Source organism: Bradyrhizobium sp. BWA-3-5 (assembly GCF_032917985.1).
Classification (GTDB): Bacteria; Pseudomonadota; Alphaproteobacteria; order Rhizobiales; family Xanthobacteraceae; genus Bradyrhizobium.
The window spans coordinates 791,233-805,243 of the sequence record NZ_CP136626.1; the positions used below are offsets into that span (position 1 = coordinate 791,233).

At 64.2% G+C, this 14,011-nt stretch carries 14 protein-coding genes; 6 read left to right on the forward strand and 8 right to left on the reverse strand.

Annotated elements, in window-relative coordinates:
- Positions 1–130 precede the first annotated feature (130 nt).
- The gene (locus tag RX331_RS03710; protein ID WP_317257998.1) at positions 131–739 is read left to right on the forward strand and encodes a hypothetical protein; all 609 of its coding nucleotides are present in this window, start codon (positions 131–133) and stop codon (positions 737–739) included.
- Between the two features lie 68 nt (positions 740–807).
- Here RX331_RS03710 and RX331_RS03715 read toward each other — a convergent pair whose 3' ends face one another.
- From RX331_RS03715 to RX331_RS03735, 5 genes are all read right to left on the reverse strand, one after another.
- Positions 808–1,293 (reverse strand): ATP F0F1 synthase subunit B, encoded by a 486-nt coding sequence (locus tag RX331_RS03715; RefSeq protein WP_317255306.1) that lies wholly within the window; start codon positions 1,291–1,293, stop codon positions 808–810.
- Positions 1,294–1,299: 6 nt separating this feature from the next.
- Entirely contained in the window at positions 1,300–1,848 is a 549-nt protein-coding gene (locus RX331_RS03720; RefSeq protein WP_317255307.1) for a F0F1 ATP synthase subunit B', read from the reverse strand.
- A gap of 57 nt (positions 1,849–1,905) precedes the next feature.
- Positions 1,906–2,136, reverse strand: a complete 231-nt coding sequence (locus tag RX331_RS03725) for a F0F1 ATP synthase subunit C (RefSeq protein ID WP_028348038.1) — start codon at positions 2,134–2,136, stop codon at positions 1,906–1,908.
- A gap of 55 nt (positions 2,137–2,191) precedes the next feature.
- On the reverse strand, positions 2,192–2,947 hold the full coding sequence (locus RX331_RS03730) for a F0F1 ATP synthase subunit A (protein WP_317255308.1): 756 nt from the start codon (positions 2,945–2,947) through the stop codon (positions 2,192–2,194).
- A gap of 69 nt (positions 2,948–3,016) precedes the next feature.
- Positions 3,017–3,388, reverse strand: a complete 372-nt coding sequence (locus RX331_RS03735) for an AtpZ/AtpI family protein (RefSeq protein WP_317257999.1) — start codon at positions 3,386–3,388, stop codon at positions 3,017–3,019.
- A 276-nt stretch (positions 3,389–3,664) separates the two neighbouring features.
- On the opposite strand from RX331_RS03735, the gene RX331_RS03740 reads away from it, so the two are divergent.
- The 3 genes from RX331_RS03740 to RX331_RS03750 all read left to right on the forward strand — a co-directional run bounded on the left by RX331_RS03740 (position 3,665) and on the right by RX331_RS03750 (position 5,635).
- The gene (locus tag RX331_RS03740; RefSeq protein ID WP_317255309.1) at positions 3,665–4,288 is read left to right on the forward strand and encodes a 2-hydroxychromene-2-carboxylate isomerase; all 624 of its coding nucleotides are present in this window, start codon (positions 3,665–3,667) and stop codon (positions 4,286–4,288) included.
- Between the two features lie 166 nt (positions 4,289–4,454).
- Positions 4,455–4,991 carry a hypothetical protein gene (locus RX331_RS03745; RefSeq protein ID WP_410708105.1) on the forward strand — a complete coding sequence of 179 codons (537 nt, stop codon included), beginning with the start codon at positions 4,455–4,457 and terminating at the stop codon, positions 4,989–4,991.
- A gap of 170 nt (positions 4,992–5,161) precedes the next feature.
- Positions 5,162–5,635: a secondary thiamine-phosphate synthase enzyme YjbQ gene (locus tag RX331_RS03750; protein ID WP_317255310.1), complete on the forward strand. Its 474-nt coding sequence runs from the start codon at positions 5,162–5,164 to the stop codon at positions 5,633–5,635.
- 91 nt (positions 5,636–5,726) lie between these two features.
- On the opposite strand, the gene RX331_RS03755 is transcribed toward RX331_RS03750, so the two are convergent.
- On the reverse strand, positions 5,727–7,349 hold the full coding sequence (locus RX331_RS03755) for an MFS transporter (RefSeq protein ID WP_317258001.1): 1,623 nt from the start codon (positions 7,347–7,349) through the stop codon (positions 5,727–5,729).
- 345 nt (positions 7,350–7,694) lie between these two features.
- Between RX331_RS03755 and RX331_RS03760 the strand changes: the two genes are divergently transcribed.
- Both RX331_RS03760 and RX331_RS03765 read left to right on the forward strand, forming a co-directional pair.
- Positions 7,695–8,369 (forward strand): response regulator transcription factor, encoded by a 675-nt coding sequence (locus RX331_RS03760; RefSeq protein ID WP_317255311.1) that lies wholly within the window; start codon positions 7,695–7,697, stop codon positions 8,367–8,369.
- A gap of 7 nt (positions 8,370–8,376) precedes the next feature.
- A complete protein-coding gene (locus RX331_RS03765; protein ID WP_317255312.1) occupies positions 8,377–9,048 on the forward strand; it encodes an HAD-IA family hydrolase in 672 nt (223 codons plus the stop codon).
- A gap of 21 nt (positions 9,049–9,069) precedes the next feature.
- On the opposite strand, the gene RX331_RS03770 is transcribed toward RX331_RS03765, so the two are convergent.
- Positions 9,070–12,579, reverse strand: a complete 3,510-nt coding sequence (locus RX331_RS03770) for a PAS domain-containing hybrid sensor histidine kinase/response regulator (RefSeq protein WP_317255313.1) — start codon at positions 12,577–12,579, stop codon at positions 9,070–9,072.
- A gap of 159 nt (positions 12,580–12,738) precedes the next feature.
- Positions 12,739–13,968 carry a 5-aminolevulinate synthase gene (hemA, locus tag RX331_RS03775; protein WP_317255314.1) on the reverse strand — a complete coding sequence of 410 codons (1,230 nt, stop codon included), beginning with the start codon at positions 13,966–13,968 and terminating at the stop codon, positions 12,739–12,741.
- Between the last annotated feature and the right edge of the window lie 43 nt (positions 13,969–14,011).

The following is a 14,011-nucleotide window of genomic DNA, read 5'->3' on the forward strand; positions in this document are numbered from 1 at the left end:
ATCGCCGTTCCTACACCCTTTAGGTGCCTTGGGTTCGCCGCCATTGGGCTGCTATAACGCCGCCTGAAATAACGGCGTGGGACGATGGGATTTGGGACGTCGCATGGGTGATATCAGTCTGGCCAGGGTGATGGCCGCGGCGGCGGTCGCGGGTGGCCTTTTCTACCTCTCGGCCGCGCCGGCATCGGCGCAATCGCTGTCCGACCGTTTCAAGAGCCTGTTCGGCGGCAAGTCCGAGGAGGCGCCGGCTCCCACCGCGCCGGCGGCGGCGCCGGACCCAGGCGACCTGACCTGTCCACCGGTCACCGTCAGGGCGGGCGCGTCCACCTATGCCGTCGCGGCACCGGGCAAGCAGCCGGTCGGCAACGACCTGCGCTTTCAGGCAACGATCTCCAAGATGGCCCGCGAATGCAGCCTCAATGGCGGCGTGATCACGGCGCGGATCGGCATCCAGGGCCGCGTCATCGCCGGCCCCGCCGGCGCGCCGGCCTCGGTGCAGGTTCCGATCCGCATCGCCGTGGTGCAGGGCGGGGTGTCTGAAAAGACCATCGCCACCAAGGCCTATCAGACCACGGTCACCATGACCGAATCCGGCAGCGAGCCGTTCACGCTGGTGGCCGAGGACATGACCTATCCGGTGCCTGCCGGCGCTGCCGGTGACAGCTACATCTTTTATATCGGCTTCGACCCGCAGGCCTTGAAGCCCGAACGCCCGGCGCCGAAAAAGAAGCGGCAATAGCCAGTAGCCAATAAATAAAAAGGCCGGCGCGATTATCTCGCGCCGGCTTTTTGTTGGGTTGGGACCGATCAGTTCAGCTTGGCGCGAACTTCCGCAATGCCCTTGGCGAGCAGGTCGTCGGCAACCGAGCCCTTGACCGACTGCGACAGGATGGTCGAGGCGGCTTCGACCGCAGCGTTGGCGGCGGCGGAACGGACGTCGGCCAGCGCCTGGGCCTCGGCGAGGGCGATCTTGCTCTCGGCCGTCTTGGTGCGGCGGGCGACGAAATCTTCCATCTTGGCCTTGGCCTCGGTCGCGATGCGCTCGGCTTCGGCCTTGGCGTTGGCGATGATTTCCTCGGCCTCGCGCTCCGCGCTGGCGCGGCGGGTCTGATACTCGCCGAGCAGCTTGGCGGCCTCTTCCTTGAGACGTTTGGCGTCGTCGAGTTCGGCCTTGATGCGCTGGCTGCGATTGTCGAGCGCCGTCAGCACCGTCTTGTGGATGCCAAGATAGGCAAACAGCGCCAAGAGGATGACGAAGGCGATCGCAACCCAGGTTTCCGGTTGGGTGAACATCAACGCCTATCCCTTCAACGAAGCATCGACGGCGCCGCTCACCGTCTTCGCATCGGGCACGACGCCGGTCAGACGCTGCACGATCGCGCCGGCCGCATCCGCGGCGATGCCGCGGACGTTGCTCATCGCGGTTTGGCGCGTCGCCGCGATCTGCTTTTCGGCGGCGGCGAGCTTGGCGGTGAGCTGGTCTTCCAGCGTCTTGCGTTCGGCTTCCGCGGCCGCATTCAGCTTCTCGCGGGTCTCGTTGCCGATCGCCTGCGCGCGGGCGCGGGCCGAAGCGAGTTCGGTCTCATACGCCTTCAGCGCCGCGTCCGATTCGTCCTTGAACTTCTGCGCCGCCGCCAGGTCGCCCTCGATCGCGTTCTGGCGTGCGTCGATCACGCTTTCGACGCGCGGCAACGCGAAGCGGGACACGATGACATAGAGCGCGACGAACGCGATGACGAGCGACACCAGCTGCGAGGCAAACGTATTCGACTCGAACGGAGGAAATCCTCCGCCGTGTCCGCCGTCGGCCTCGGTGTGGGCGCCGGTACCATGACTTTTTTCAGCCACGGGGGTCTCCTGTTGCTGTCAGGCGCGCCGCCCTTGGGCGGCGCGAGTGGATGCAGCTCAGAGCGGAACGAACAGCAAGAGCAGCGCGATCAGCAGCGAGAAGATGCCGAGCGCTTCGGTCACGGCGAAGCCGAAGATCAGGTTGCCGAACTGGCCCTGAGCGGCCGAGGGGTTACGCACCGCAGCAGCAAGGTAGTTGCCGAAGATGATGCCCACGCCGACGCCTGCGCCGCCCATGCCGATTGCCGCGATGCCCGCGCCGATAAGTTTTGCTGCTGCCGGTTCCATTTTCTAGAGCTCCTTGAGGATAAGACAAAGTGTGGGTGGAAATTCCCCGGTCCGCTTAGTGTCCCGGATGAATGGCGTCGTTGAGGTAGATGCAGGTCAGGATCGCGAACACATAGGCCTGCAGGAATGCGACCAGCAGCTCGAGCGCGGTCAGCGCGACGGTGAGCGCCAGCGGCAGCACGCCGCCGACCCAGCCGAGGGCGCCGAGCGAGACGCCGAGCATGGCGACGAAGCCCGCGAACACCTTCAGCGCGATGTGGCCGGCCAGCATGTTGGCGAACAGACGCACGCTGTGCGAAACCGGCCGCAGGAAGAACGACAGGATTTCGATGAACATGACCAGCGGCAGGATGTAGCCCGGAACGCCGTGGGGGACGAAGATACTGAAGAACTTGAAGCCGTTCTTGTAGACGCCGTAGATCAGGACCGTGAAGAACACCAGAAGCGCCAGGGCGGCGGTGACGATGATGTGGCTCGAGACCGTGAAGGTGTAGGGGATGATGCCGATCAGGTTCGAGATGCAGATGAACATGAACAACGAGAAGATCAGCGGGAAGAACTTCATGCCCTCCGCGCCGGCGGTCGAGCGGATCGTCGAGGCGACGAATTCGTAGGAGATTTCCGCGATCGACTGCAGCCGCCCGGGGACCAGCTGCCGTCCCGCCATGCCACCGATCATCAGCAGCGAGATCACCGCGACGGCGATGAACATGTAGAGCGATGAGTTGGTGAAGGCGATCGTGTGGTTGCCGATATGGCCGATCGTGAAGAGGGGCTCGATATTGAACTGGTGGATCGGGTCGATTTTCATCCGCGCGGCTCTTTATCCACCGGCCTGGCCGGCAATCGAATTTCAAATGTCGTGACTTCCCGACGACGCTCAGCGCCTGCCTGGACCTGCGCCTGCAGTTCTCACCACGTTGACCACGCCAGCGATGAAGCCGAGCAGCAGAAACACGATGAAACCGAACGGCGATGTCGACAACAATCGGTCGAACCCCCAGCCAATCGCCGCTCCGACGACAACGCCCGCAATCAACTCCGAGGAAAGCCGGAAACCCAGCGCCATCGCAGATGCTCTGGCGGCCGTATCTCCGCTTTCAGTACCGGGTTGATCAGTCCTGGGTTTGCGGCTGTCGCGAATTTCGGACAACCGTTGATCCAGACTTCCGAGCCTTGCGGAAAGCGCAGCTTCGTCGGACGACGGCTGGTCGCGATTTCCACTTGCGTTGTCGTTTTTGCCTTCGGCCATGCCCAAGACACTAAACGATGCCAACGGTGGATGGAAATTACGCCCGTCACCCTTGAAAGCCGCGCGGACCATACTTACCGCGTTTAATCAAGTCAAGATTAGGCCGTAACCTGTTACTTCATTGATTCGATTGGGTTTATTGCTGGAATGCCTGCGACACTGTGGACTGTCATCGCAGTGCAACAGCTATTGTTGCAAGGATCGATCTTGCGCCGGTTTGGGCGCTCTGTTGGGATGCGCCGAACGAAGCAGGTATAGCCGTGCCGGGAGAGGCGCATGCCGCGTCAGGTCGACTACTATTTCTCGATCCAATCGCCCTGGGCCTATATCGGCCATCAAGCTTTTCGAAATTTGGTAAGTATTTACGATCTCAAGGTAAATCACAAGCCCGTGGTGCTGGTCGATCTGTTCTCGGAGACCGGCGGCCTGCCGTTAATGAAGCGCCACCCGGTGCGGCAGCGCTACCGGATGGTCGAGCTGCAGCGCTGGCGCGACAAGCGCGGGCTGGAATTTCACCTGCAGCCGGCGCACTGGCCGTTCAATGCGCGCCTCGCCGACGGCGTCGTCATCGCGGCGCTTGAGATGGGCCTCGATCCCGACCGGTATCTGCGCCGGGCCTTTGCGGGCGTCTGGGAAAATCAGCTCAACCTCGCCGATCCCGCGACGATCGCGAAACTCGCCGACGAATCGGGGCTGCCGGGGCAGCGATTGGTGGAGCGTTCCGGCGCGGAGGACATTACGGCGGTCTATGAGCAGAACCGGCAGGATGCGCTGTCGGCCGATGTGTTCGGCTCGCCGGTCTATGTGCTGGATGGCGAGGTGTTCTGGGGGCAGGACCGCCTCGAATTGCTAGAGGATGCGTTGAAGTCTGCCCGCGCGCCCTATAGCTCAAGGGTGTAGAGCGTCGGTTCGCGACAAACGCGAATGCGCTTGCGCGGAGAGCATGCTCAAACAAACACCTAACGTGCGATGACGATTTGCCCAAATCTCATCGCACTTTAGCGCCGCCTTGAAAGCGCCCCGGCGGTCGAGGAAATCGAACCTGTCCTGAGGCGGGAGCAAGCCCATGCGCACAGCGAAGTCGTCCGCGAAATTGTTGAAGTACCTGATTCTGGTCATCGGCCTCGCCGGCGCGGGGGCGGCCGCTGCCGGCATGCCGGAGGCCGAGAACGGCCGCTATACGCTGTCGACGACAGCAGATGGCGCGCTTCGCCTCGACACCCGCACCGGCGCGGTCTCGACCTGTAGCAATTCAGGGGCGGGCTGGGCCTGTTATGCCGTTCCCGACGAGCGCGCGGCGATGGATGCAGAGATCGGCCGGCTGCAGGCCGACATCGACAAGCTGCAGGTCCAAAATGAAAAGCTCAAGGCGGATCTCGCCGCGCGCGAGCCCACCGTGAGCGGCAAGATCGAAGAGCCGCTGCCGAAATCGGACTCGCTGAAAAAGAGCGAGCCGAAGGCCGCGGAAAGCGAGCGCAAGATCGAAATCCCGCTGCCCAGCGACCGCGACATGGATCGCATGATGTCGTTCCTGGAGCAGGCCTGGCGGCGCCTGATGGAAATGGCGGGCCGCGTGCAGCGGGACATCAACGGCAAGATTTGACAGGGGAACGCGCTCTTTCCTCGGGTCGTCCCTGGAAAGCAGGGACCCATACGCCGCGGCCTTTGGAACTGGCACGATGAGAGTTGATATCGCGCGCAACAACTGAGCTTGGTGGTTATGGGTCCCTGCGTTCGCATGCGTTCGCAGGGACGACGTGTGGAGAGATTGTCGTGAACCCATCCAAATCCCTTTCCCGCACCGCTCCCTCCATCGTCGCAGCCAAGAGCATCGTCTCCTCGCTGCTGACGGTGGAGTCCTCGGGCGTGGGCTTTACCGATCTCACCGCCGAAGTCGCCAAATTCCTCCGCGAGGCCGCCGCGCGCGAAGGCACGGTGACGCTGTTCATCCGCCACACCTCGGCCTCGCTGACGATCCAGGAAAATGCCGACCCCACCGTGCTGGTCGATTTGACCACGGCGCTGAACCGCCTGGCGCCCGAAAACGCCGGATGGCGCCATGACACCGAGGGGCCGGACGACATGCCGGCGCACATCAAGACCATGCTGACCGCGACCTCGCTGCAGGTCCCGGTGCTAAGGAGCGCGCTGGCGCTCGGCACGTGGCAGGCGATCTATCTCGTCGAGCACCGCGCGCGTCCGCACCGCCGCGAAATCGTGCTGCAGTTTGCCGGCAGCGTGGACTGAGCCGCAAAAAGACCAGCCCGTAAAAACCAAACCGGCCGCGGATTGCTCCGCGGCCGGTTCGTGATTTCGTTCCGCCGAACGAAACCAGCTCTTACTTCGTGATGTCGACGTCCTTGGTTTCCGGCAGGAAGAAGAAGCCGACGACCGCGGTGATCGACGCGAAGATGATCGGATACCAGAGACCCGCGTAGATATCGCCGGTCGAGGCCACAATCGCGAACGCGGTCGCGGGCAGCAATCCGCCGAACCAACCGTTGCCGATGTGATAGGGCAGCGACATCGAGGTGTAGCGGATCCGGGTCGGGAACAGTTCGACCAGCATCGCCGCGATCGGCCCGTACACCATGGTGACGTAGATCACCAGGATGAACAGCAGCCCGATGATGGCGGCGACCTGCGGTTTGAAGATGTCGAACGGGTTGGACATCTTCACGATGCCGGCGTCGCCCGCCTTGGGATAGCCGGCGGCCTGAACCGCCGCGAGCACGGCCGGATTAGAGGTCTTGGCGTCGGTGTAGGGAACTTCCTTGCCGTTGACCACGACCTTCACGCCGGAGCCTGCGGCGCCGGAGCTGGTCGAATACTTGACCGATTGCTGCGCCAGGTAGGCACGGGCGGTGTCGCACGGTGCACTGAAGACGCGGGTGCCGACCGGGTTGAACAGATCGCCGCAGCCCTTGGGATCTGCCACCACCTCGACCTTGGTGTTCTCGATCGCCTTCTCCAGCGCCGGGTTGGCGTTGGTGGTAATCATGCGGAAGATCGGGAAGAAGGTCAGTGCCGCGATCAGGCAGCCCGCCAGGATGATCGGCTTGCGGCCGACCTTGTCGGACAGCGCGCCGAACACGACGAAGAAGCCGGTGCCGAGCAGCAGCGACCAGGCGATCAGGAGGTTGGCAGTATAGCCGTCGACCTTGAGGATCGATTGCAGGAAGAACAGCGCGTAGAACTGGCCGGTGTACCAGACCACGCCCTGACCCATCACCCCGCCGACCAGCGCGAGGATGACGAGCTTGGCGTTGCTCCAGTTGGCGAAGGCCTCGGTGAGCGGCGCCTTGGAGCCCTTGCCCTCATCCTTCATCTTCTGGAACACAGGCGACTCGTTCAACCGCAGCCGGATCCAGACCGAGATGCCGAGCAGGACGACCGAGACGAGGAACGGAATGCGCCAGCCCCACTTGGCGAAGTCGGCCTCGCCGAGCGCGGTGCGGGTGAACAGGATGACCAGCAGCGACAGGAACAGGCCGAGCGTTGCGGTGGTCTGAATGAACGAGGTGTAATAACCACGCTTGCCCATCGGAGAATGCTCGGCGACGTAGGTCGCCGCACCGCCATACTCGCCGCCAAGCGCGAGGCCCTGCAACAGGCGCAGCGCGATCAGGATGATCGGCGCCGCGATGCCGATAGTCGCGGCGTTGGGCAGCAGGCCGACGATGAAGGTCGACAGGCCCATGATCAGGATCGTGACCAGGAAGGTGTATTTGCGGCCGACGATGTCGCCGACGCGGCCGAACACGATGGCGCCGAAGGGGCGGACCAGGAAGCCCGCGGCGAAGGCGAGCAGCGCGAAAATGTCACGCGTGGCCGGCGGATAGTCCGAGAAGAACTGCACGCCGATGATGCTGGCGAGCGAGCCGTAGAGATAGAAGTCGTACCATTCGAAGACGGTGCCGAGCGAGGATGCGAGAATGACGAAGCGTTCGTCCTTCGTCATCCCTGCGGCCTTGCCGGATGTGGCAGTCATAGTGGACATTTCAACACTCCCCAAATTATTGATGCGCAGAGTCCGCCCTCGCCGAACTTGGCCGGATTAGCTGGGCTTCGCTGCAAAGTAACATCGCCGTGAAACCAGCCCCAATACGACTTTCGGCCCTTTGCACGGTGTTTCCCTCATTATGGGACCTCGTTACGTGCGGTCTCGGACCGACAAGCGGGTGTATTGCGACGCACAAGTACGCGGGTTAACTGCTTTCAAACATGATAGGATTGGCCGCTTGCGCTGGCCGGTCTGACAGGAGACAAAGCGGGGCGGACTAGTCGAAAGAAGCAAGAGAGCCGAATGACGACCGCTGCCAACACCCATCTCGTCATCGCCGACGACCACCCGCTGTTCCGCGACGCGCTGCGGCAGGCGGTCGCGAGCGTCGTGGCGTCGGCCACCGTCAGCGAGGCCGGATCGTTCGAGGACCTCACCGCGCTGCTCGAACGCGATTCCGATGTCGACCTGATCCTGCTCGACCTCACCATGCCCGGGATTTCGGGTTTCTCCGGCCTGATCTATCTGCGCGCGCAATATCCGGCGATCCCGGTGGTGATCGTATCCGCCAGCGACGACGCCGGCACGATCCGCCGCTCACTAGATTTTGGCGCCTCCGGCTTCATCCCCAAGCGCTTCGGCGTCGAGACGCTGCGCGACGCCATCATGAAGGTGATGGAGGGCGATGTGTGGGTTCCGCCGGATACAGACCTGTCGTCGGCCGACGACCCTGATATGGCGCGGCTGCGCGACCGCCTGGTCACGCTGACCCCGCAGCAGGTGCGGGTGCTGATGATGCTGTCGGAGGGCCTGCTCAACAAGCAGATCGCCTATGAGCTCGGGGTCTCCGAGGCGACCATCAAGGCGCATGTCTCGGCGATTCTGCAAAAGCTCGGGGTCGAAAGCCGCACCCAGGCCGTGATCGCCGCCGCCAAGATCTCCGGCGGCCAGTGGCGCCAAGGCACGCCGACGGGGTAATCAGGGAATGTCCGGCTCCGGCAGGGCGCTGCTGTTCGACATCGACGGCACGCTGGCAGATACCGATGCGCTGCATCTGGAAGCGTTCAACCAGGTGTTCGCGCCCCATGGCCATGTTTTCGACCGCGCTCGCGCCTCGAAGGAGCTGATGGGCTTTTCCAATATTTCGATCAGCGAACGCTTTCTGCCGGGCCATCCGCCGGAGCGCCAGGCCGCCATCATGGCGCAGAAGGAAGAAGCCTTTCGCAAGCTGGCGTCGGGGCAGATCAAGCCGGTGGCGGGCCTGGTGAAGCTGCTCGCGATGGCCGACAGCGCCGGCGTTCCGATGGTGGCGGTGACCAACGCGCCGCGGCCCAACGCCGAAATGATGCTCGCGGGCCTCAAGATCATGCATCGTTTCAAGGCCGTCATCATCGGCGACGAGCTTGCCCACGGCAAGCCGCATCCGCTGCCCTATCTGGAAGGCCTGCGCGCCGCCGGCGCAGCGGCAGGCCACTCGCTGGCCTTCGAGGATTCCCGCTCCGGCGTGCAAGCCGCCTCCGCCGCCGGCATCGCGACGGTCGGCATGCGGACCAGCCTTGGCCATGAGGACCTGATCGCCGCCGGCGCGGTTGCTACGGCCGCAAGCTTTGATGATCCCGAGTTGCTCAGCCTGGTCACGCTGAAGATGGACTGGTGAGGGTCTCGTACGGGATTGCAACTACTCCGCCGCCACCACCTGCTGGGCGCGCCACTGGCCGAGCAGGGCGCGGAGCGAGGCCGGCTTCACCGGCTTGTTGAGGATCGCGATGTTCTCCTCGCGCGCGGCGGCGCGAACGTTCGGGCTGCGGTCGGCGGTGATCAGGATGGCGGGAATGTTGTCGCCGAAGCGGCGGCGGATCTCGCGGATCGCGGCGACGCCATTGCCGCGGTCGAGATGATAGTCGACCAGAAGGCCGGTCACGCGTCCGCCGGATGCTTCGATCGCCACGATCGCGGAGTCCGGGTCGGTGGCCGCGATCACCTCGGCGTCCCAGGCCTTCAGCAGCGTTTTCATGCCATCGAGGATGGCTGGATCGTTCTCGATGCAGACGATCAGCGCGCCGCTCACCGGCGCCCTGGAAAGCGGCGTGGCGCTGGTCACGGCGGCGGTATGGTTGACCGCCTTGGCGACCGGCACCGTCACCGAAAACACCGAGCCGCCGCCGGCATTGGCGTCGATCGCGATGCCGTGGTTGAGCACGCGCGCCAGCCGCTCGACGATCGAGAGGCCAAGGCCGAGGCCGCGAGCGATCCGCGCGCCCTGCTCGAGGCGGTGGAATTCCTTGAAGATCTCGCCGCGCTTGGCCACGGGAATGCCAACCCCGGTATCGTAGACCGCGATCTGCAGCGACTGGCCGTGACGGCGGCAGCCGACCAGCACGCGTCCGCGCGGGGTGTATTTGATCGCGTTCGAAATGAAGTTCTGCAACAGGCGGCGCAGCAGCGAGCGGTCGGATTGCACCGGCAGCGAGCAGGGCACGAAGGTCAGCTCCAGCCCCTTGGCGCGGGCGATCGGCGCGAATTCGATTTCGAGCGAGCGCATCAGATCGGCCATCTTGAAGCTCGAGATCGAGGTCGTCATCGCGCCGGCATCGAGCCGCGAGATGTCGAGCAGCGCGCCGAGGATTTCCTCGATCGCCTCCAGCGAGTCGTCGATGTTCTCGACCAGGCGGGAATCCTCGCCGCCGTTCCGCCGCTCGACGAGGCTCGTTACGTAGAGCCGCGCCGCGTTCAGCGGCTGCAGGATGTCGTGGCTGGCGGCGGCGAGGAAGCGGGTTTTCGAGATGTTGGCATCCTCGGCCGTGCTCTTGGCCTGCGCCAGTTCGGAATTCAGGCGGGTAAGTTCCTCGGTGCGGTCGCGCACGCGCTTTTCTAGCGTCGCATTGGCGCGCTCCAGCGCTTCGGCGGCCTCAAAACTCGGCGTTACGTCGGAGAAGGTGATGACGAAGCCGCCGCCCGGCATCCGGTTGGAGCGCACCTCGATCACCATGTGGCGGTCGGGCAGCCGTTCCAGATAGGGCGCGCCTTCGGTGGTATAGGCTTCCAGCCGCCGGGCCAGCAGCGTATCGGGATCGCCGGCAGAGGTGGCGCTGACCGCGCCCATGAATTCGAGAATCTCCTGCAGGGGAATGCCAAGCTGCACCAGATGCGGCGGCAGCGCGAGAATTTCGCCGAACTGGCGGTTGGAGCAGATCAGCTGCAGCTCGGCGTCGAATACCGCAATGCCCTGCCGCACATGGTTGAGCGCGGTCTGCAGGATCTCGCGGTTGAAATGCAGCGCGGCATGGGAGTCGTCGAGCAGTTTCAGGGCGGCCTTGGCGGACACGGCGCGCTTGCGCAGCAGCAGCGACATCACAAGGCGCGAGGACGCCGCGCCGATCGACGAGGCGATCAGGCGCTCGGCGTATTGCAGCAGCTCGAAATCTGCCGGCGCCGCCGGGTCGAGATGGCCGGGATGACCGGCGGCGAAATTCTCGAAGGCCTGCGCCGCGCGCTCTGGGCCAAGATATTGCGCCACCGTGCTCTGGATGTCCTGCACCGTCACCGTGGTGCGCCAGCGCCGGAAGTTCGGGGCGATCGGCGCCAGCGTGTTCGGCACGAACAGGTCCGCCTGCAGGCGTTCGATCGCGGACGGCTGCCGCGCGATCGACATCAGTACATAGGTCAGAATGTTGAGCGAGAGCGACCAGAACACGCCGTGCATCAACGGCGGCAGCTCGGTGCCGAGCAGCGCCTGCGGACGCAGCGCCACGATGCCGAACGGGCCTTGCTGCAGCAGCAGGAGACCGGCCGGATTGCCTTCCAAAAAGCTCGGCAGGAACAGCGTGTAGAGCCACACGGCAATGCCGACCAGCATGCCGCCCATCGCGCCGCGCGCGGTACCGTGCCGCCACAACAGACCGCCGAAGAAGGCCGGCGCGAGCTGTGCGAGCGCTGCGAACGACAATAGCCCGATTGCCGCGAGCTGGGTGTTGCCGAGCGCGCGATAATAGAAATACGCCATCAGCATGATGGCGAAGATGGCAAAGCGCCGGATCCTGAGCAGGAAGTAGCCGAAATCCTTGCTGCTGTCGCGCGCAGTCGGGCTGCCCTGCAGCACGGTCGGCAGCACGATGTCATTGGAGACCATGATCGAGAGCGCGACGCATTCGACGATCACCATCGCGGTCGCCGCCGACAGGCCGCCGACGAATACGGCGATGCTGAGCAGCGTGGAATTGGCTTCGATCGGCAGCGCCAGCACGTACATGTCGCTGTCGACGGCGCCGAACGGGAAGGTGACGAGGCCGGCAAGCGCGATCGGGATCACGAACAGGTTGATCGCGACCAGATAGAGCGGAAACAGCCAGCGGGCGCGGCGCACCTCCTCGGGACTGGAATTCTCGACCACGCTGACATGGAACTGACGCGGCAGCAGCATGATCGCGCAGAACGAGAGCAGCGTCATGGTCAGGAAATTGCCGATCGACGGCACATAGCTGATGGCGCGAACCGCCTCGGGCGTCTTCATCGCGCGCTCGATCAGCTCGACCGGCGTGAACATCCAGAAGGTGACGAAGGCGCCTGCGGTCAGAAAGGCGACCAACTTGACGATGGATTCGGTGGCGACCGCCAGCATCAGGCCGTGCTGATGCTCGGTCGCATCGGTCTGGCGGGTGCCGAACAGCACCGCGAAGGCTGCCATCGCCAGCGTCACCACCAGCGCGATATCGCCGATGATCGGGATCGAGGAGAACAGCTTGTCTTCGCTCAGGATCGTCTCCAGCGAGGACGCCACCGCCTTGAGCTGCAGCGCGATGTAGGGCACCGAGCCGACGATCGCGATGACAGCAACCGTGGCGGCGACCGCCTGGCTCTTGCCGTAGCGCGCCGCGATGAAGTCGGCGATTGAGGTGATGTTCTGCGACTTGGCGAGATGGATCACCCGCCGCAAGAGTGGCGTGCACAGCCCGATCATCAGGACCGGGCCGACATAGATGGCGAGGAAGTCGATGCTGGTGCGGGTGGCGAAGCCGACCGAGCCGAAGAAGGTCCAGGAGGTGCAGTAGATCGCCAGCGACAGCGGATAGATCATCATGCTGGCGCGGCCGCGCTGGCTCGGCGACAGGCGGTCGCCATAGCTGGCGACGACGAACAACAGTCCGATATAGGCGAACGCGGCGGCGATTACACCCCAGTCGTGCAGCATCGCTCTCGGGTCCTCCTCTCCCGTCACTTGATCCGGACGTGCTTCTTCATGCCGGCCGGAGGCGTGCGGACGCCATGGCCGGAAAAGGGCAATATAAACGCTTTGGGCCGGCAGCGCATCGCTACCGGCCCAATTTGCGAGGGGTTTGGCGGGATAGGGTTACTCGGCCGCCAGCGACTTGCGGTTCAACTTGAGGCCGAGGCGGTCCCAGACCTGCAGCAGCGCTTCGGCGAGCTGATCGATCAGGCCGTCATCATGGTAGGGCGAGGGCGTGATCCTTAAGCGCTCGGTTCCCTTGGCGACCGTCGGATAGTTGATCGGCTGGATGTAGATGCCGTGCTCCTCAAGCAGGATGTCGGAGGCCTGCTTGCACTTTTCGGGGTCGCCGACGAACAGCGGCACGATGTGGGTGTCGCTCGACATCACCGGCAGCCCGGCGGCATTGAGGATCGCCTTGACGCGGGCGGCGCGGTCCTGGTGGCGCTCGCGCTCCCACTTCGAGGCCTTCAGATGCCGGATCGCGGCGGTGGCGGCCGAGCAGATCGCCGGCGGCAGCGCTGTCGTGAAGATGAAGCCCGGCGCATAGGAGCGGACCGCGTCGATGATCTCAGCCTTGCCGGCGATATAGCCGCCGAGGCAGCCGAACGCCTTGGCGAGCGTGCCTTCGAGCACGTCAATGCGGTGCATGACGCCGTCGCGCTCGGCGATGCCGCCGCCGCGCGGACCGTACATGCCGACCGCATGGACTTCGTCGACATAGGTCATGGCGCCGTATTTCTCGGCGAGATCGCAGATCTTGCCGAGCGGGGCGACGTCGCCGTCCATCGAATAAAGGCTCTCGCAGACGATCAGCTTGGGCCGGTCGGGACCGGCGGCGATCAAGAGTTCTTCGAGATGCGCGAGGTCGTTATGGCGGAAGATCTGGCGCTCGCAGCCGGCCTGGCGGACGCCTTCGATCATCGAATTGTGGTTGAGCGCGTCGGATAGAATGAGGCAGTTCGGGATCAGCTTGGCGAGGGTCGAGATGCCGGTCTGGTTCGAGACATAGCCCGAGGTGAACAGCAGCGAGGCTTCCTTGCCGTGCAGATCGGCCAGCTCCTGCTCGAGCTGCACCAACGGATGATGGGTGCCGGCGATGTTGCGGGTACCGCCGGCGCCGGTGCCGACGCGGGTCGCGGTTTCCACCATGGCGCCGACCACCTTCGGGTGCTGGCCCATGCCGAGATAATCGTTGGAGCACCAGATCACGACATCGCGCTTGCCCTTCGGCGAGTGCCAGACCGCGTGCGGAAACCGTCCCGCGATCCGTTCGAGGTCGGCGAACACGCGGTAGCGCCGCTCGTCACGGAGGGCTTTGAGGGCGGAATCGAAAAATTTGCTATAATCCATCGCAAGACCTGGAACGGAACCGGCCGGATTGGCTCGGGCCTTT